We start from the raw sequence: 18,023 nt of genomic DNA on the forward strand, positions 1-18,023 counted from the left end.
TCCGAGTACGCCTGAGTTGCTCAGTATCCCCATCACCACCTACTCTGTGGTAACCGAGTCACCGGGGATCGGAGAAATGCCATGAGCAGCACCAGCGGCGCCCGCGACCAGCGGGCCGACACGACCCTGCTGGACGAGGAGGGCAGCGAGCATCTCGCCGGCACGCCCGTCACGGCCGACGCACCGTCGTTCGACCGCCCCTACCGCTACCTCGCCCGCCACGGGGCGCAGACGACCGCGCGCACCCTCAGGGAGGCGGCGTCGTCCGCCGGCTCGGCCTGGCTCTCGTTGGCGAAGCGGCCCTGGACGGCACCCACCCGCACGATGCTGTGGGCCTCCACGATGGTCGACCGGGCCGAGCCGCGCTGGCGTCTGGAGCACGAGATCGCGCTCGAGACCGACTTCGCCGTGCTCCGCGACTTCACCCGGGACGCCGACCGCGGCGCTGCGGTCGTGCCCACCCTCGTGCTGCCGCCGCAGGCCGGGCACAGCTCCACGGTGGCCGACTTCGCGCCGGGGCAGAGCCAGCTCGCCGCCATCCGCGAGTCCGGCCTGACCCGGCTGTACGCGCTGGACTGGCGGCCGGCCACCTCCGCCACGAAGCACGTCACGATCGACGACTACATCGACGTCGTCGACCGCTCCATCCGGCGGATGGGCGGCCGGGCGAACCTGGTCGGGGACTGCCAGGGCGGCTGGCTGGCCGCGATCTACGCCACCCTGCATCCCGAGCGGGTGCACACGCTGACCCTCGCGGGCGCCCCGATCGACTTCCACGCCGGCGACTCGGTGATCGCCGCGTCCACGGCAGCGCTGGCCGGCCGGTTCGGCATGCTCCCCTACCGCGGCCTCGTCGCGGCCAACGGCGGCACCATGTCCGGCGCTGCGGTGCTGAGCAACTTCGTCATGATGCAGCCGCAGGTGGAGATCGGCCGGCAGCTCCAGCTGCTCGCCCACATCGACGACGCCCAGCACGTCGAGCGCTACCGCGTCTTCGAGGACTGGTTCAAGCACACCCAGGACATCCCCGGCGCCTTCTACCTCTGGCTCGTGGAGAACCTGTTCTGGCGCAACCGGCTCGTCCGCGGCGAGCTCACGGTGGGCGGCCGTCCGGCGAAGCTCGGGGCGATCTCCTGCCCGCTGTTCCTGCTCGCGGGCGCCACGGACCACATCACGCCACCCGCTCAGCTGTTCGCGATCGCGGACCACGTGTCGACGCCGGCGGCGGAGATCGTCGAGCGCACCGCCGCGGGCGGCCACCTCGGCCTGTTCACGGGCAAGAAGGCCCTCGCCGAGGACTGGCCCGCCCTCATGGCGCAGGTGTTCCGGCGGTCGGTGGACGGGCTGTCCGAGGTGGCCTGAGCCGCAGGTGTCCGGCGTCGTGGGCGGGATCACATTCCGGTACGAAACCGGCGGCCACGACGCCCTCACCGGGGGAAATGTCGGACAGCAGGGGTGGCGTCGGCGACCCCGTCAGGACGCCCGTCGTTCACCCGCACGGCGGTGTGCGGGGCCGGGAACGTTTATCCCGGAGGCGACGTTCAACCCTGTAGAACCCCGGCGGTGCACCACACCGGCGCCGCCCGGGTCGCGTAAGGGGAGGAACGTCAATGACTGCACCGACGATGGAACCCGCACTCGACCCCGCACAGCGTGAGTCGGCCCAGTCGGCCCCCGTTCGGCGCGGCTCCGCGGGCCGTCTTCCGAGCCAGCGTACCTCGCCGGCACGGGCTGCGGCGGCCGCACGGGTGAACCCGGTGAAGGCGACCGCTCCGGTGGCCGAGACCGACTGGGACGAGGCGGACACCGCCGCGCGCAAGCGCCCGGAGCTCACCGCCGAGGACCTGGACGCGCAGAGCCCGGCCGCGGACCTGGTCCGGGTGTACCTCAACGGGATCGGCAAGACGGCGCTGCTCACCGCGGCGCAGGAGGTCGACCTGGCCAAGCGGATCGAGGCGGGCGTCTTCGCGAAGCACGTCCTCGACACCGAGGGCACCGCCCTCGACGCCGACTACGCCCGCGACCTGCGCGCGGTCGTCCGCGACGGCGAGCGGGCGCGCAACCACCTGCTCGAGGCGAACCTGCGCCTCGTGGTGAGCCTGGCCAAGCGCTACACCGGCCGCGGGATGCCGCTGCTGGACCTGATCCAGGAGGGCAACCTGGGCCTGATCCGCGCGGTCGAGAAGTTCGACTACGCCAAGGGCTTCAAGTTCTCGACCTACGCCACGTGGTGGATCCGCCAGGCGATCACCCGCGGCATGGCCGACCAGGCCCGCACCATCCGGCTGCCCGTGCACCTGGTGGAGCAGGTCAACAAGCTGGCCCGGATCAAGCGGGACATGCACCAGCGCCTCGGCCGCGAGGCCACCCACGAGGAGCTGGCCGCCGAGTCCGGCCTGCCCGAGGAGAAGATCGCGGACCTGCTCGACCACGCGCGGGACCCGGTGAGCCTCGACATGCCGGTCGGCTCCGACGAGGAGGCCCCGCTCGGGGACTTCATCGAGGACGACCAGGCGGCGGACGCGGAGAACACCGTGATCAGCCACCTGCTGCACGACGACCTGCGCCGCGTGCTCGGCACCCTCGAGGAGCGCGAGCAGCTGGTCATCCGGATGCGCTACGGCCTCGACGACGGCCAGCCGCGCACCCTGGACCAGATCGGCCGCCGGTTCGGGCTCTCCCGGGAACGCGTGCGGCAGATCGAGCGCGAGGTGATGGCGAAGCTGCGGGTCGGCGAGCGGGCCGACCGGCTGCGCGCCTACGCCAGCTGACCCCCGAGCACGAGGACGGCCCTCGCACCGAACGGGTGCGAGGGCCGTCGTGTTCTCGCGGTGTCCGGCTCTCCCGGTGGCGCACCGGGCTCGCCCGGTGGCGCACTGAGGAACGGGACACGTAACCATGGTCAGGAGCGGCGCCGGTGCCTAGGCTCGCGCCCATGAGTGGTTCGCCGGGTTCGACGCAGACTCCCCAGCCCGTCACTCCGCAGGCGATGCGCGAGGTCCTCGGGCATTTCGTCTCCGGGGTGGTCGTGATCACCGCGCAGGGCGCGGAGCCGATCGGCTTCACCTGCCAGTCCTTCGCCTCGTTGTCGTTGGATCCACCGCTGATCACCTTCTCCCCCGCGCGCTCGTCCACCACGTGGCCGCGCATCCGCGAGGTCGGCAGGTTCTGCGTCAACGTCCTCGCCGAGGACCACCAGGAGTACAGCAACGGGTTCGCCCGCTCCGGCACGGACAAGTTCGCCGGCGTGAACTGGGCTCCCGCCCCGTCGGGCGCGCCGGTGCTCGAGGGCGTGAGCGCCTGGATCGACTGCACCCTCTGGAACGAGTACGACGGCGGCGACCACACGATGGTCGTCGGCCAGGTGTCGGACCTGGGTGCGGACCCGGCCCGGCTGCCACTACTGTTCTACCGCGGCGCCTACGGCATCACGGCTCCGCTGCCTCCCGGTGTCGACGAGGAGACCGGCTGAGCCGGTACCGCCTGCTCGGGGACCGACACGAGCAGCGCCGGCGCAGGCTGGGGCAGCCCCAGCCGCGCCGGTAGCTCCGCCACGGAGCGGATCACGTCGTGGGCGCCGGCCCGCCGCAGCCGCGGGCCCGCGTTCGCGCCACCCAGCACCCCCAGCGCCAGGCCGGTCCCGGCCCGGGTCGCCGCCGCGATGCCCGCCGTCGAGTCCGCCACCACCACCGTCTCGGCCCGCTCGGTGTCCGCCGCGTCGACCGCGGCCAGCAGCAGGTCCGGCTCGGGCAGTCCCCGCCCCCGCACGTCCGCCGGCCCCAGCATCAGGTCCACGGCGAGCCCTGCCGCCTGTGCGAGCGCGTCCCGCGTCTCGGCCGCGAAGCCGCTGACCAGGGCGACCGTCAGGCCCGCCTCGCGCAGCGCGCCGATCGCCTCCGCCGCACCGGCCACGGGCCGCACGGCGCCCTCCGCCGCCGCGTCCCGCAGGCGGGCCTCGCACGCCTCCGCCGCCAGCCGCGCGCGCCGGACGTCGCCGTCGAGCAGGTCCGTGAACACGGCGAGCGTCGGCCGGTCCGCCGCCGCCACCGCCTGCCGCTCGAGCGCGGGAATCCGCGGCCCGGCCACCGGCACGCCGACCGACACCAGGCCGCGGCGCACCGCATCCAGCACCAGACCGTCGTCGACCACGGTGGTGCCGGCGAGATCGAGGACCGCCAACCGCATCCGTGCAGCCCACCGTGTGCGGATGAGCAACCGGCGGCGGCCGGGCGACGTCCGGGTGAACGGCTCACCGCCGCGCGGTGCGCTCCCTACGGGTAGGGCCAGCTGTTGCCGGTGCATCCGTCGAGGCCGAGGGTCTGCTGCTGCATCACGGGCGCGAGCTGTCCCGGTCCCGGACAGAGCTCGTGACCGTGGCCCAGCGCGTGGCCGACCTCGTGGTTCACGAGGTACTGCCGGTAGCCCGTCGGGTTCGCGGCGAACTCGGGCGTGGCCTCGACCCAGCGCCGGAAGTTGAGGACGACGTTCTGCTCGTTGCGGCAGGACACCTCGCCCGCCGTGTCGAGCGGCGCGCACAGCCGGTCCGCGGTGTCCGGGGTGGCCAGCACGAGATGGATCGGGGCCTCGCCGTCCGTGCGCGCGAACGACATCCGGCCGCCGGCACCCCAGCCGCGCGGGTCGTTGAGCGTGTCCATCACGAACTGCGCGAAGGCCTGGGCGTCGACCGGCAGCCCGTCCTCGACCTCCACGCGCAGGACGCGGACCGGGCCGGTCCCGGGCGCGGCGCTGCCGCCCGGCACGACGACGAGATTGCCGTTGCCCTGCATCGGCACCGTCCGCGCGGTGAGCCCGGCGAGCAGGTCGACCGTGGGCAGCGCCGGGGTGGTCGGGGCAGGGGTGGTCGGGGCGGGAGTGGTCGGAGCCGGGACGGAGCCCGGGCCGCTCGTGGGCTCCGATGGCCGCAGGGGGCCGGCCTCTCCTTGCGGCACACCGGGAACCGCGACCGCCGGAGCCGGCGCGACCGGAGGCAGGGCAGCCCCGGGGCTGCGCGCGGCGAACCCGATCAGGAGCACGGGGACCGCGAGTGCGGCGACCGCGGAGATCGAGGCGAGGAGCGCGACCGCCCTGCCGAGCGCCGCACCCGGTCCCGTCCCGCTCCCGTCCCGCACGAGGGCAGCTTCCCACCCCCGTGCGGTGGGCGGCTCAGCTGGTCAGGTTGAGCTCGAACGAGTAGCGGCTGGCCCGGTAGAGGTGGTTGCCGTACTCGACGGCCTTGCCCGCGGCGTCCCACGCGGTGCGGGTCATGGTGAGCAGCGGCGCCCCGCGGGACTCCTCGAGCGTGCGGGCCTCTGCCGAGGTGGCCACCCGCGCGCCGACGATCTGGTTGGCCATGCGCGGCACGTGCCCGGCGGCCCGGAGGAGGTCGTAGAGCCCGTTGCGCTCGAGATCCTCCCGGCGCAGCGTGAGCAGGCCGGCGGGCACGGCGTTGTGCATCAGGGCCAGGGGTTCGTCGCCCGCGTAGCGCAGCCGCTCGATCCACACGACGTCCGCCCCGAAGGGGATGCCGAGCGCCTCCGCGATCTGGTCCGGCGCCGGGCGCACGTCCAGCTCGCGGATCTCGGTGCGCGGCGACTGCCCGGACTTGAGCAGGTCGTCGTAGAGGCTGGACAGCTCCACCGGCCGGCGCACCTTCGGGTGCACCACCTGCGTGCCCACCCCGCGCTTGCGGATCAGCATGCCGCGCTCGACCAGGTAGGAGATGGCGCGGCGCATGGTCGGCCGGGACACCCCGAGCCGGTCCGCGAGCTCGACCTCGTTCTCCAGCCGCGACCCGACGGGGATGTCCCCCTCCTCGATCTGCTGCTGCAGACGCGTCGCGACCTGGTAGTAGAGCGGCACCGGGCTGGTGCGATCCAGTGTGACGTCCGGGACCAATCCGGCACCCTGCTGACGGTCCACGCGCCACCGCTCCTCTCTATGTCCTGACAAATTATGTCAGGACAAAGTATTGACGTACGACCCTGACGAGCGTACACCTGACCCCGGTGTTCGGAGTCACAACGGACCGGACGCCCACCTGCGGTCCCGCACGACTCGAAGACGAGAGCAGTTTCAGGAAGGACGACGATGTTCCGATCCGGGAAGCGGACGATGGCCCTCGTGGCGGCGTTCGCGGGCGCCGCACTCACACTTGCGGCCTGCAGCAGCACAGGCGGCGCGGCTGCCACCAACACGGGCGGCAGTGGTTCCTCCGGGGGCGCCGCCGTGACCGGCGGCAAGAACTACACGATCGCGATGGTCACCCACGAGCAGGCCGGTGACACCTTCTGGGACAAGATCCGTGCCGGCGCCCAGGACGCGGCCGCCTCGCACGGCATCACCCTCAAGTACTCGAACAACGAGAACGGTCCCGACCAGGCCACCCTCGTGCAGAACGCGATCGACTCCAAGGTCGACGGCCTCGCCGTGACGCTGTCCAGCGCCGACGCCGTCGTCCCGGTCGCGAAGAAGGCCGCCGACGCGGGGATCCCGGTCGTGGCGTTCAACCAGGGCCTCGACCAGTACAAGGCCGCCGGCGCCAAGATGTACTTCGGCTCCGACGAGGACCTCGCCGGGCAGACCATCGGGCAGAAGATCACCTCGGAGACCCCGGGCGGCAAGACCCTCTGCGTCATCCAGGCGCAGGGCTCGGTCGCGCTCGAGGCGCGCTGCGCGGGTGTCAAGAAGACCTTCCCGAACACGGAGAACCTCCAGGTCAACGGAGCGGACCTGCCCTCGGTGCAGCAGACCATCGGTGCGAAGCTCTCGCAGGACCCGTCGATCACCGACGTCGTGACCCTCGGTGCGCCGATCGCGATGGCCGCCCTGCAGTCCGGCGGCACGATCGGCAGCAAGGTCAAGCTGATCACCTTCGACCTCAACCAGGACGCCGCGAAGGCGATCCAGGACAAGAAGATCGAGTTCTCCGTCGACCAGCAGCCGTACGTGCAGGGCTACATGGCCGTCGAGTCGCTGTGGCTCAACCTCAGCAACGGTAACGACATCGGCGGCGGCAAGCCGGTGCTGACCGGGCCGTCGCTCGTGGACTCGACCAACATCGCCCAGATCCTGCCGTACACCGCCAACAACAAGCGGTGACCCGGACCCGGGGCGGCCGGCCTGCTCGCACACAGCACCGGCCGCCCCGGTCCCGTCCCCGCCGACCCGCCACATCCGCCCGTTGGAGCAGCGCATGAGCTCACCCGTCGCGACCCCACCGTCCGCACCCGACACCAGGTCGAAGCAGGAGCCCGTCCGCGTCCAGCGGTCGCTGGGCGCCCGCATCCTGTCCCGCCCGGAGATCGGCGCCTTCGCCGCCGCCGTGGCGATCTTCGTGTTCTTCTTCGCGATCGCCCCGCCGTTCCGCAGCGCCGAGGCCCTCTCGACGATCCTCTACGCCTCCTCCACCATCGGCATCGTCGCCCTCGGCGTCGCGCTGCTGATGATCGGCGGCGAGTTCGACCTGTCCTCCGGCGTCGCGGTCACCACCTCCGCACTCGCCTCGGCGATGATCAGCTTCCAGTTCTCCGTGAACGTGTGGGTCGGTGTCGTCGTCTCGCTGCTGATCTCACTGGCCATCGGGTTCCTCAACGGCTGGCTGCTGGTCAAGACGAAGCTGCCCTCGTTCCTGATCACCCTGTCGACGTTCTTCGTCCTGCAGGGCGTGAACCTCGGCGTCACCAAGCTGGTCACCGGCACCGTCGCCACCAACAACATCTCGAACATGGACGGCTTCGCCTCGGCCAAGGCGATCTTCGCCTCGGACATCAACCTCGGCTTCATCAGCCTCAAGATCAGCGTGCTGTGGTGGCTGCTGTTCATGCTCGCCGCCACCTGGCTGCTGCTGCGCACCCGCACCGGCAACTGGATCTTCGCCGTCGGCGGCAACCAGGACTCCGCCCGCGCGGTCGGCGTCCCGGTGGCGAAGGTGAAGATCGGGCTGTTCATGGGCGTCGGGTTCTGCGCCTGGTTCCTCGGCCAGCACCTGCTGTTCAACTTCGCCAGCGTCCAGGCCGGGCTCGGCGTCGGCAACGAGCTCATCTACATCGTCGCCGCGGTCGTCGGCGGCGCGCTGCTCACCGGCGGCTTCGGCTCCGCACTCGGCTCCGCCATCGGTGCGTTCATCTTCGGCATGACCACCCAGGGCATCGTCTACGCCGGCTGGGACCCCAACTGGTTCAAGACCTTCCTCGGCGTCATGCTCCTGCTCGCCGTCCTCGTCAACCTGTACGTCAAGAACTCCGCCTCACGGCGCAAATAGCAGCGGCGGACAGGAGAAACGATCATGACTGACACGATCATCGAGCACGCCGACAACACCCTGCAGGTCGGCACCCCGCTCGTCGAGATGGAAGGCGTGGGCAAGGCCTACGGCGCCATCCGCGCCCTCGAGGGCGTCAACCTGACGGTCAAGGCCGGCGAGGTCACCTGCGTACTCGGCGACAACGGCGCCGGCAAGTCCACCCTCATCAAGATCATCTCGGGGTTGCACTCCCACTCCGAGGGCGCCCTGCGCGTCGACGGCGAGGAGGTGCGCTTCTCCTCCCCCCGCGAGGCCCTCGATCACGGCATCGCCACCGTCTACCAGGACCTCGCCGTCGTCGGGCTCATGGAGGTCTGGCGCAACTTCTTCCTCGGCTCCGAGATCCGCAAGGGCCGCTGGCCCGGCGCACCGCTGGACATCACCGGCATGCGCGAGATCGCCGACGCCGAGCTCAAGAAGATGGGCATCCACGTCAAGGACATCAACCAGCCCATCGGCACACTCTCCGGCGGCCAGCGCCAGTGCGTGGCGATCGCGCGGGCGGTGTACTTCGGCGCCCGCGTGCTGATCCTCGACGAGCCCACCGCCGCGCTGGGCGTCAAGCAGTCCGGCGTGGTCCTCAAGTACACCGCCGCCGCCCGCGACGCGGGCCTGGGCGTCGTGTTCATCACGCACAACCCGCACCACGCCTACATGGTCGGCGACCACTTCATCATCCTGAAACTGGGCCGCCGGGTCCTCGACCGCACCCGCTCCGAGGTCTCCCTCGAGGAGCTCACCGGCGAGATGGCCGGCGGCCAGGAGCTCGCCGAGCTCGCCCACGAGCTCGAACGCTGACGCGGGAGTGGAGCAGCCGCCGGGCCGCCCCGACGGCACCACCCCCACCCCGCGAGTCGGCACTTTCGGTAGGCCGAAACACACACCTGCGACGGCCTGCGGGCAGGTCCGCCTGAGTGATCATCAGGACACCAGCGCGGATTTTCCATGATCATCCGACGCTGAGGTCCTGGTGATCACCCGCGGGCGTGATCATCAGGCCCAGAGCGCTCACCGGACACGCCCCGAGCGGCGATCGGGTCGGCCGTAGGCGGTCGTGAGATCAGCACCTGCGTCGTGAAGCGAGCCGGGAACAGCGCTGGTGCCGATCTCACGCCCGGCGGGGGCCGGTGGTGCGGCGGACCGCGAGGTAGGGGTCCAGGACCTGCTCCGGGGCCGCCTCCTCCCGACCACCGTCGAGGCGCGCCACGACCGCCTCGACGGCCCGCCCGGCGAGGGCCTCGGTGTCCTGGCCGACGGTGGTGAGGTCGACGTGGGCCATGCGGGAGAAGGGGTCGTCGTCGTAGCCCACGAGGGAGACCTCCCCCGGCACGTCGATCCCGTTGCGGGACAGCGTGTCGAGCAGGCCGACGGCGGTGCGGTCGTTGAAGGCGACCACCGCGGTGGGCAGCTCGCCCCCGTCGAGCAGGGCCTCGGCCGCCCGGATGCCGATGATCTCGGTGCCGGGCGGGGTACCGGCGCCGGGCAGCACCCGCGGCGCGAGACCGCGGGCGGCCATGGCGTGCAGGTAGCCGTCCCGGCGGTCGCGGGCGACCGTGCCCGGCCCGCCGTCGACGTACGCGATCATGCTGTGCCCCAGCAGGTGCAGGTGTTCGACGGCCAGGGCGGTGCCCACCTCGTCGGCGGTCCGCACGACGTCCGGGGCGACCGACACCGGTTCGAGCCGCCGGCACAGCACCACCAGCGGGACGGTCGCGGCGAGCTCGCCGAGCCGGTCCGCCGGCGCGTCCGGTCCGATGAGGACGAGCGCCTCGCAGCGGGAGTCGAGGAGCGTCTCGACCGCGCGGTCCTCCCCGCGGCTGGGCGTGACGGTGGAGAGGACGAGATCGTAGCCGCGGGCCTCGGCGGCATCCTGGAGGTGGGCGGCGACGTCGGCGTGGAAGGGGCTGCGGACGTCGACCAGCAGGCCGATCAGCCGGGACCGGCGACTCGCCAGGGAGCTCGCGGCGCGGTCGGGCCGGTAGCCGAGCCGCTGCGCCGCCTCGAGGACCCGTTCGCGCATCTCCGCGCTCGGCCCGGGCGCCCCGCGGAGCACGAGCGACACGGATGCCGGCGACGCGCCCACGGCCGCGGCCACGTCACCGAGCCGGACCCGCTTCCCCGCCACACCCTCACCCTTCCCGCCCTGCCGAACCGCCCCGCACCGACTCCGCCGCGCCGGCCCCGCCGCACCTCGCCCGCCCGGCCGGTCCTCCCCCGCCGATCCCGCTGCGGCGGAGCGAGGCGACGACGACCGGTCCACGCGGAACCGACCGCCCGATCCTTCCCCCACCCTTGACACGATCTTCCCGCACCCCGCACCATACTCGTGTTTAAAGCGCTTCAAATCCCTCGGAGAGGAACCCGATGACGAGCTCCGTCCGCACCCCGGCCCGGCTCGATCCGGCGAGCGCCCGGGTCGACGACCTGCGCGCCGTGGTCGAGCGGGAGACCGATCCGGCCGACTTCCCCCGCGCCGAGATCGTCTCCGGTGTCACCGTGTACCAGGCCGCCGGCCTGCGGCTCGGCGATCCCGCCGAGGTCCGCGACGAGCTCGCCCGCGCCCTGCTCGACGGCCCCGGGATCGTCGCGATCCGCGGCGCCTTCGGCGACCGCAGCGTGCTGGACCGGGCCACCGAGGCGTTCTTCGCGCTGATCCGGGCGCAGCACGACGCCGGCATCACGATCGGCGACCACTTCGCGAGGCCCGGCAGCAACGACCGGGTCTGGAACGCGTTGGAGAAGCTCGCGCTCGCGGACGCGGACACCTTCGCCGCCTACTACGCCAACGACGTCCTGGCCCTGGTCTGCGAGGCCTGGCTCGGCCCGGCCTACCAGGTCACGAGCCAGGTCAACGTCGTGAACCCCGGCGGCACGGCGCAGAGCCCGCACCGCGACTACCACCTCGGTTTCATGACGCCGGCGGGTGCGGCCCGCTGGCCCGCCCACCAGCACGCGCTCACCCCGGCGCTGACGCTGCAGGGCGCGGTGGCCCACTGCGACATGCCGCTCGAGACCGGACCGACGCTCTACCTGCCGCACTCGCAGAAGTACGCGCACGGCTACCTCGTCGCCGAGCGCGAGGACTTCCGCGCCTACTTCGCCGAGCACCACGTCCAGCTGCCGCTGCAGGCCGGCGACGCGGTGTTCTTCAATCCCGCGGTGATCCACGGCGCCGGCACCAACCGGACGTCGGACGTCAAGCGGATCGCGAACCTCCTGCAGGTCAGCTCGGCCTTCGGGCGCGCGATGGAGCACGTCGACCGGGCCCGGGTCAGCCGCGCGGTGCTGCCGGCGCTGCGCCGGATGCGGGCGGCGGGCGCCTCGGAGCAGTCGCTGCGCGCGGTGATCGCCTCGGCCGCCGAGGGCTACGCCTTCCCCACGAACCTCGACCGGGATCCCCCGGTCGACGGCCTGGCCCCGCCCTCGCAGGCCGACCTGCTCACCGAGGCGGTGCTGCTCGGGCAGGACGACGCGACCTTCGACGCCGCCCTCACCGCCCACTCCGCGAAGCGGACCACCTGATGCCCCCGCTGCTCGACGGCAAGGTCGTCCTGGTCAGCGGCGGCACCTCCGGGGTCGGCGCCGCCGTGGCGAGGGCCGCCCTCACAGCCGGTGCCCGCGTCGCCATCACGGGCCGCCGCCGCGAGCACGGCGAGAAGCTCGCCGCCGAGATGAACGCGAGCCACGTCCCGGGTCCCCGGGACGTGGCCCACGTTCCCCTCGACGCCCGAGTGGTGTTCGTGCCCTGCGACGTCGCCGATCCGGAGCAGGTGCGGGCGGCGGTCGACGCCGTCGTCGCCGAGTTCGGGCGGGTCGACTCGCTGGTCAACGCGGCCGGGCTGACGGACCGCGGGACGCTGCTGGACACCACACCGGAGCTGTTCGACCGGCACGTCGCGGTCGGGCTGCGCGGGCCGTTCTTCGCGATGCAGGCCGTGGTGCGGGACATGCTGCGGCGCAAGGCGCCCGGCACGATCGTGAACATCGGGTCCGAGCAGGGCTACGGCGGCGCGCCGGTGCTCGCCCCCTACGCCGCGGCGAAGGGCGGGCTCGCGGCGCTGACCAAGAACGTCGCCCATGCCCACCGCTTCGACCGCGTCCGGGTCAACCAGCTCAACATCGGCTGGACGGACACCGAGGGCGAGGACGCGACCCAGCGCGCGTTCCACGCCGCCGGCGACGACTGGCGCGAGCGCGCGGCGGCGGGCCTGCCCGCCGGCCGGCTCGGCGACCCGGCGGAGATCGCCGAGATGGTCGTCTTCCTGCTCTCCGACCGCAGCGGCGTGGTCACCGGCTCGGTCGTCGAGTGGGACCAGGCCGTGATCGGCGCCCACGACTAGGAGTGTTTCCCATGGGACAGAACAAGATCGCCGGAGCCCCGATCTCCTGGGGCGTGTGCGAGGTGCCCGGCTGGGGCTACCAGCTCACCCCCGAGCGCGTCCTCGCCGAGATGGCCGAGGTCGGCCTCGCCGCCACCGAGTTCGGGCCGGACGGCTTCCTGCCCGACGCCCCGGCCGCGAAGGCCGCCACCCTGGCCGCCCATCACCTGACCGCGGTCGGCGGCTTCACCCCGACCCTGCTGCACCTGGCGGACCACGATCCCGTCCCGGGCGTCGAGGCGCTGCTGCCGGCGTACGGGGCCGCCGGCGCGGGCACCCTCGTGCTCTCCGCCGACACCGGCCTCACCGGCTACGACTCCCGCCCGCAGCTCGACGACGCCGGCTGGAAGACCCTGCTGGAGAACCTCGACCGGATCTCGGCCGCGGCCGCCGCGGCGGGCGTCGAGACCGTGCTGCACCCGCACGTCGGCACCATGGTCGAGACGGGCGACGACGTCCGGCGGGTCCTGGAGGGCTCGTCCGTCGCGCTGTGCCTGGACACCGGCCACCTGCTGATCGGCGGCACGGACCCCGCCGAGCTGGCGCGGCAGGCGCCGGAACGGGTGGCGCACACGCACTTCAAGGACGTCGACCTCGGGCTGGCCCGGCAGGTGCAGGACGGGCGGCGCAGCTACACCGACGCCGTCCGCGCCGGCATGTACCGGCCGCTGGGCAGCGGGGACGTGGACTTCGGGTCGATCGTCGGCTCCCTGCGCGCCCGCGACTACCAGGGCTGGTACGTACTGGAGCAGGACACGATCCTCACCGAGGCCCCGACGGGCGTGGGCCCTGCGGCGGACGTCCACACCAGCGTGGAGCACCTCCGCAGCCTGCTCGCCTGACGAGCCCCCCGGGACCCTCCCCGACCACGGCCACCCCGCTCCCCGAGACCGGTGATCAGCACCTCGGACCGATGAGCGCCGATAGCGGCGCCCATGGGTCCGGCTCGGCGATCATGAGGGTCAAGGTCGGGGGGTGTGGCGGTGGAGTGCCCGGGCCAGGACCGCGGCCAGCGGGTTCGCCGGCTCGTCGAGGCGGGCCTGCTGCTGCTCGATCGTGGTCTCGTAGCGGGCGATCGTGGCGCGCTGCTCGGCGACCTCGTCCCAGGCCGCGTCGAGCCGCCGCGAGCAGGAGCGCAGCCGCGACCGGAGGTCCTCGGTCTCCGCCGCCGCGAGGGCCGCCCCGTGGCGCAGCTCCTGGACCTGCGAGTACAGCGCGATCCGGTTCCGCTCCAGGAGTGCGAGCAGCTCGGAGTTCGTCCAGGGCAGCAGTGCCTCCCACAGCTCCTCGGCGAACGGCGCCCCGTCCCGGGCCAGCACGGCGAGCCCGGAGAGCGCGGGGACGATCGCGAGGCTCCACGGCTCGGGGGCGCCGGCGATCGCGTCCTCCACCGCCGTCAGCACGCCGTTGCGCTGCCCGCCGGCCTCGACCGCGGTGGCGAAGGCGCCGACGATCCCGGCGGGGCTCACCCCGTCGTGCCGCACGAGGGCGCCCTCGTGCCCGGTGGACCGGGCCGCGGCGGCCCCGGCCGGGTACCGGTCCCGCCGGCCCGTGGGCCACAGGACGTCGTGCACCAGCACCACGGCGTCCGGTGCCGCGGCGAGCACCACGGTGAGGGCGTCGAGCACCGAGGTGTGGTCGGTGGGCCCGTCGAGCACGTAGAGATCCGCGACGGGCGCCTCCACCAGGGACTCCACCGGCACGACCCCGGGCGCGGCATCCGGACCGGACCCGACCCGGTGGACGGTCGTCGCACCGAGCTCGCGGTAGCCCCCGGCCGCTCCCCCCTGACCCACCCGCACGGCCGCGCCCGCGAGATCCCGCCCGCCCACGACCCCGGCCTCCGTGCCGCCGACCTCCGTGCCGCCGACCTCCACCACGCCGCGGACCTCGCGGGTGAGCATCACGGCCTCGAGGACCTCCCGCAGGCCGGTGCGCGCCTCGGCCTGCAGCGGCTCGGCGCGGGCCCGGCGGGCCTGGCCGTGCGGGTCGAGCCGGGTGCCGCCCCACCGCGCCGCGACCCTGGCCGCCGTCGCGGTCGCCGGACGCCCGGCGACCCCGCCCGGTTCCCCGTTCCCCGCCATCGTTCCTCCATAACGGACCTTCGCCCGTGCGCATGTGCACGGGCGATCACCCGACGTCCGAATGTGAATGCCGCACCGCCGCGGCCCGTGCACGAAAGCATGCGGCGCAGCGCTTCCCGGTCCCCGACTCGGCCCTCCCGGCGATTGCACCCGACCGTGCGATGTCCCGTTCCCGCCATTCATGATCTAATTCCGGACACGAATTCCGGGCGGGCTGCGCGCGACACGCGGTCGACGGGCTGGGCAGATTCGATCTTTCGTGCCACCCTCACCCGATCGGGAGAAGGGGGTGCGCGTGTCTCTGCTCGAGGAGCACCGCAGCGAGCTCCCCCGGCCCCGCGCCGGCGATCTCCCCCGCGCGTCACCGGTTCGCGTCCGGCCCGTCCCGAACCCCTTCGCCGTGCCCCACGCCCCGGGTCTCGACGGGCTGCGGGCGCTCGCGGTGCTGGCCGTCCTCGCCTACCACCTGGACCTGACCTGGGCGGGCGGCGGTTTCCTCGGGGTCGAGGTGTTCTTCACCCTCAGCGGGTTCCTGATCACCCAGCTGCTGTCGGCCGAGCTGCGCCGGCACGGGCGGATCGGCGTGCGGGCGTTCGCCCTCGCCCGGGCCCGGCGGCTGGTCCCGGCGCTCGTGGCCTGCGTCCTGGGCACCCTGCTGCTGTTCCGGCTGCTGCTCCCGGCCACCGCGTCGGGGCTTCGCGGGGACGCGCTGTCCTCACTGTTCTACGTCCAGAACTGGCACCTGGTCCTGGGCGGGGTGCCGTACGCGGAGTCCTTCGAGCGGCCCGGGCCCTTCCTGCACATCTGGTCGCTGGCCGTCGAGGGCCAGCTGTACGTGCTGTGGCCGCTGCTGTTCGCCGGGGTCCTGGCGGTGCTCGGCCGCCGCCGGGCGGCCTTCGCGGCCCTGGTGCTGGCCGGGGTGTCGGCGGTCGCGACGGCCTGGCAGTTCGACCCGGACGCCAGCGGGCTCGCCTACTACGCCACGGACTCCCGGGCCTCCGGCTTCCTCGTGGGCGCCGCGACCGCGCTGCTCTGGACGCCGGAACGCTGGGACCGGCCGCGCTCCGCCGGCACCCGCGCGGTGTACGACCTCGTCGGCGTCGCCGCGCTCGTCGCCCTACTGGTCGGTTTCACGGTCGCCTCGGAGTTCTCCGCGGACCTCTACGAGCACGGCGGCTTCCTGCGCACCGCCCTGCTGACGGCGGCGGTGCTGGTGGCCGCCACGGGCGCCGGTCCCGCCGTGCGCGGGCTGCTCTCCGTGAGGCTGCTCACCGCGATCGGCCGCCGCTCCTACGGGATCTACCTCTACCACTGGCCGATCCTGGTGCTGACCAGGCCCGGAGCGGACCTGCCCGGTCCCGTGTGGCTGGTCGACTGCGGGCGGGTACTGGCGACCTTGCTGGTCGCCGAGGCATCGTATCGGTGGCTGGAGACCCCGATCAGGCGAGGAGCGATCCGGCGGATGGCACAACGGGCACGGCTCACGCGCCTCGCGTCGGGCGCCGTCGCGGCCGTCGTCGCGGCTCTCGTGGTGTCCGCCGTGGTCGCGCTGACCCGTCCCGCCGAGCCCACCCTGCCGCTCGCCGCACCGCCCGCGACCACGAGCGAAGCCCCCGCCCCGGCACCGACCACGCCCCCTGCCACGACCCCGGCTCCGGCCGCGACCCAGCCCGCGCCCACACAGCCCACGCCGACCCAGCCCGCGCCGACCCAGCCGGCCGCGACCGGCCCCGCCTACGTCCTCGGCGACTCCATCGCACTCGGCAGCGCCGACGCCCTCACCCAGGCGCTGGGCCCGGGCACCACCGTCGACGCCAAGGTCGGCCGCCAGTACGCCGGCGCCCCGGCCGCGGTCCGGGCGTGGGCCGCCGCGCACCGCGGGCCCGTGGTCGTCGATCTCGGGGCCAACGGCACCGTCGACGCGGCGGACGTCGAGGGCGTCATCACCGCCGCGGGAGACCGGCCCGTCGTCCTGGTCGGGGTCTCCGTGCCGCGCCGCTGGCAGGACCCGAACAACCGCGTCCTGCGGGCCGCCGCCGAGCGACACGCACCGCAGGTCGCGTTCGTGGACTGGGCCGCGCTCGTCGCCCGGGACAGGTCGGTCCTCGGGCCGGACGGCGTGCATCCCACCGTCCGGGGCCGGACGGTCCTGGCCACGGCGATCCGCGCCGCGCTCCCTAGCTGACGAAGCGCTTCTCGATCTCGGTGAGGTACGCCTCGGCGAGGTTCTCGACGGTCGCGAGGTCGAGCACCACCGGCGCACCCGCCGCGATCCCGGTGACCGAGCTCGCCGGCACCCACTTCACGGCCTTCTGGTCGACCATCGTGCCGCCGGCCAGCAGGGACGTCGCCAACAGCTCGACCTCGGTGACCGGGTTGGTGTCCTTGCCGGACACGGCCCGCACCCGGTGCACGAACAACCGGTCGAGGACGAGCACGGTGCCGGCGAGCAGCGCCGGCTCGGGGGTGGCGCGGACGGCGGTGAGCAGGGCGTCGACGTGCGCGCGGGCGACGTCGAGCTCGTCACGGGTGTAGCTGTTGCGGCCGAGCATGGGATCCTCCGTGGGGTCGGTTCACCACGGTGTCGGATCCCCCGCCCGAAATGTGACCGCACGGAGCTGACCCCTACCGCCGGACCTTGCGGGCCGACGCGCCGGCGCCGGCCACCAGGCTGCTGATCACCAGACCGACGACCAGGTGGATCACCGCGGTGGCCACCCGCTCCCCGATCGGCGCGCTGCCGAGCAGCGGCAGCAGCGCGGCCACCACCGTCACCAGCCCGACGATCCAGGACAGGTAGGTCATGGGCCGCGGCGTCGAGAGCAGCAGCAGGTGCGCGAGCCCGGTCGCCGCCAGCGCCGCGACGGCCGACAGCACACAGAGCAGGACGGTCCGGGAGTCGCCGAGCGCCCCGGAGCTGGCCGGGCCGTTGAAGGCGATCCGCAGCACCGCCCGCACGATCAGGGTGCCGACCATCGCGACCAGGGCGGCCACGATCGCCGTCGCCAGCCCGGCGGCCCAGAGCCGGGCCGCGTCGACGGTCGGGCGGGCCGGCTCGCGGGGCGGCGGGGAGGACTGCGGGTTCTGCCCCTGCCGCTCCCAGCTCGACTCGTAACCCGCGAACTGCCGGGTCGGCTCCTCCTCCCGGTCGTCCCAGGTGCCGTAGCCGCCGCCGGATCCGTAGCCGCTGGACATCCATCCCCCTCGTGCAGTGGTGGAGCACAGTGTGGAGGGCACCGGCGGCCGGGGGAAGTCGGC

Annotated in this window: 17 protein-coding genes; 10 read left to right on the forward strand and 7 right to left on the reverse strand. The window is 73.4% G+C overall.

Annotation, left to right across the window (positions count from 1 at the left end):
* Positions 1-81: 81 nt before the first annotated feature.
* The 3 genes from ABD324_RS05750 to ABD324_RS05760 all read left to right on the forward strand — a co-directional run bounded on the left by ABD324_RS05750 (position 82) and on the right by ABD324_RS05760 (position 3,472).
* Entirely contained in the window at positions 82-1,362 is a 1,281-nt protein-coding gene (locus ABD324_RS05750; protein ID WP_344413096.1) for an alpha/beta fold hydrolase, read from the forward strand.
* Between the two features lie 413 nt (positions 1,363-1,775).
* Positions 1,776-2,771 carry a sigma-70 family RNA polymerase sigma factor gene (locus tag ABD324_RS05755; protein WP_425565745.1) on the forward strand — a complete coding sequence of 332 codons (996 nt, stop codon included), beginning with the start codon at positions 1,776-1,778 and terminating at the stop codon, positions 2,769-2,771.
* A gap of 164 nt (positions 2,772-2,935) precedes the next feature.
* Positions 2,936-3,472: a flavin reductase family protein gene (locus ABD324_RS05760; RefSeq protein ID WP_344413100.1), complete on the forward strand. Its 537-nt coding sequence runs from the start codon at positions 2,936-2,938 to the stop codon at positions 3,470-3,472.
* Here the strand turns inward: ABD324_RS05760 and ABD324_RS05765 are convergent.
* From ABD324_RS05765 to ABD324_RS05775, 3 genes are all read right to left on the reverse strand, one after another.
* Positions 3,421-4,185, reverse strand: coding sequence for an HAD family hydrolase (locus ABD324_RS05765; protein WP_344413102.1), 765 nt, complete (start codon positions 4,183-4,185; stop codon positions 3,421-3,423). The genes ABD324_RS05760 and ABD324_RS05765 overlap by 52 nt on opposite strands.
* 86 nt (positions 4,186-4,271) lie before the next feature.
* A complete protein-coding gene (locus ABD324_RS05770; RefSeq protein ID WP_344413104.1) occupies positions 4,272-5,129 on the reverse strand; it encodes a DUF3152 domain-containing protein in 858 nt (285 codons plus the stop codon).
* 34 nt (positions 5,130-5,163) lie between these two features.
* Positions 5,164-5,919 (reverse strand): GntR family transcriptional regulator, encoded by a 756-nt coding sequence (locus ABD324_RS05775; RefSeq protein ID WP_344413106.1) that lies wholly within the window; start codon positions 5,917-5,919, stop codon positions 5,164-5,166.
* 168 nt (positions 5,920-6,087) lie between these two features.
* Between ABD324_RS05775 and ABD324_RS05780 the strand changes: the two genes are divergently transcribed.
* From ABD324_RS05780 to ABD324_RS05790, 3 genes are all read left to right on the forward strand, one after another.
* Entirely contained in the window at positions 6,088-7,098 is a 1,011-nt protein-coding gene (locus ABD324_RS05780; RefSeq protein ID WP_344413108.1) for a substrate-binding domain-containing protein, read from the forward strand.
* A gap of 94 nt (positions 7,099-7,192) precedes the next feature.
* Positions 7,193-8,260: an ABC transporter permease gene (locus ABD324_RS05785; protein ID WP_344413110.1), complete on the forward strand. Its 1,068-nt coding sequence runs from the start codon at positions 7,193-7,195 to the stop codon at positions 8,258-8,260.
* Positions 8,261-8,284: 24 nt separating this feature from the next.
* Positions 8,285-9,100: an ATP-binding cassette domain-containing protein gene (locus tag ABD324_RS05790; protein ID WP_344413112.1), complete on the forward strand. Its 816-nt coding sequence runs from the start codon at positions 8,285-8,287 to the stop codon at positions 9,098-9,100.
* 310 nt (positions 9,101-9,410) lie between these two features.
* Here ABD324_RS05790 and ABD324_RS05795 read toward each other — a convergent pair whose 3' ends face one another.
* Positions 9,411-10,427: a LacI family DNA-binding transcriptional regulator gene (locus ABD324_RS05795; protein WP_344413114.1), complete on the reverse strand. Its 1,017-nt coding sequence runs from the start codon at positions 10,425-10,427 to the stop codon at positions 9,411-9,413.
* Positions 10,428-10,666: 239 nt separating this feature from the next.
* Here ABD324_RS05795 and ABD324_RS05800 point away from each other — a divergent pair, with 239 nt between their 5' ends.
* The 3 genes from ABD324_RS05800 to ABD324_RS05810 are packed head-to-tail and all read left to right on the forward strand — an operon-like array spanning position 10,667 to position 13,523.
* Entirely contained in the window at positions 10,667-11,824 is a 1,158-nt protein-coding gene (locus ABD324_RS05800) for a phytanoyl-CoA dioxygenase family protein (protein ID WP_344413116.1), read from the forward strand.
* The gene (locus tag ABD324_RS05805) at positions 11,824-12,642 is read left to right on the forward strand and encodes an SDR family oxidoreductase (protein ID WP_344413118.1); all 819 of its coding nucleotides are present in this window, start codon (positions 11,824-11,826) and stop codon (positions 12,640-12,642) included. The genes ABD324_RS05800 and ABD324_RS05805 overlap by 1 nt, the downstream gene beginning before the upstream one ends.
* A gap of 11 nt (positions 12,643-12,653) precedes the next feature.
* The gene (locus tag ABD324_RS05810) at positions 12,654-13,523 is read left to right on the forward strand and encodes a TIM barrel protein (RefSeq protein WP_344413120.1); all 870 of its coding nucleotides are present in this window, start codon (positions 12,654-12,656) and stop codon (positions 13,521-13,523) included.
* A gap of 120 nt (positions 13,524-13,643) precedes the next feature.
* Here the strand turns inward: ABD324_RS05810 and ABD324_RS05815 are convergent, their stop codons facing one another.
* Positions 13,644-14,765 (reverse strand): class I SAM-dependent methyltransferase, encoded by a 1,122-nt coding sequence (locus ABD324_RS05815; protein WP_344413122.1) that lies wholly within the window; start codon positions 14,763-14,765, stop codon positions 13,644-13,646.
* A 295-nt stretch (positions 14,766-15,060) separates the two neighbouring features.
* Here ABD324_RS05815 and ABD324_RS05820 point away from each other — a divergent pair, with 295 nt between their 5' ends.
* Positions 15,061-16,950 carry an acyltransferase family protein gene (locus tag ABD324_RS05820; RefSeq protein WP_344413124.1) on the forward strand — a complete coding sequence of 630 codons (1,890 nt, stop codon included), beginning with the start codon at positions 15,061-15,063 and terminating at the stop codon, positions 16,948-16,950.
* Here the strand turns inward: ABD324_RS05820 and ABD324_RS05825 are convergent.
* Both ABD324_RS05825 and ABD324_RS05830 read right to left on the reverse strand, forming a co-directional pair.
* Positions 16,943-17,317 (reverse strand): hypothetical protein, encoded by a 375-nt coding sequence (locus tag ABD324_RS05825; RefSeq protein WP_344413126.1) that lies wholly within the window; start codon positions 17,315-17,317, stop codon positions 16,943-16,945. The two genes, ABD324_RS05820 and ABD324_RS05825, sit on opposite strands and share 8 nt — an antisense overlap.
* A 73-nt stretch (positions 17,318-17,390) precedes the next feature.
* On the reverse strand, positions 17,391-17,960 hold the full coding sequence (locus tag ABD324_RS05830) for a DUF6069 family protein (protein ID WP_344413128.1): 570 nt from the start codon (positions 17,958-17,960) through the stop codon (positions 17,391-17,393).
* Positions 17,961-18,023 lie beyond the last annotated feature (63 nt).

It is taken from the genome of Pseudonocardia ailaonensis, from assembly GCF_039531635.1.
GTDB lineage: Bacteria > Actinomycetota > Actinomycetes > Mycobacteriales > Pseudonocardiaceae > Pseudonocardia > Pseudonocardia ailaonensis.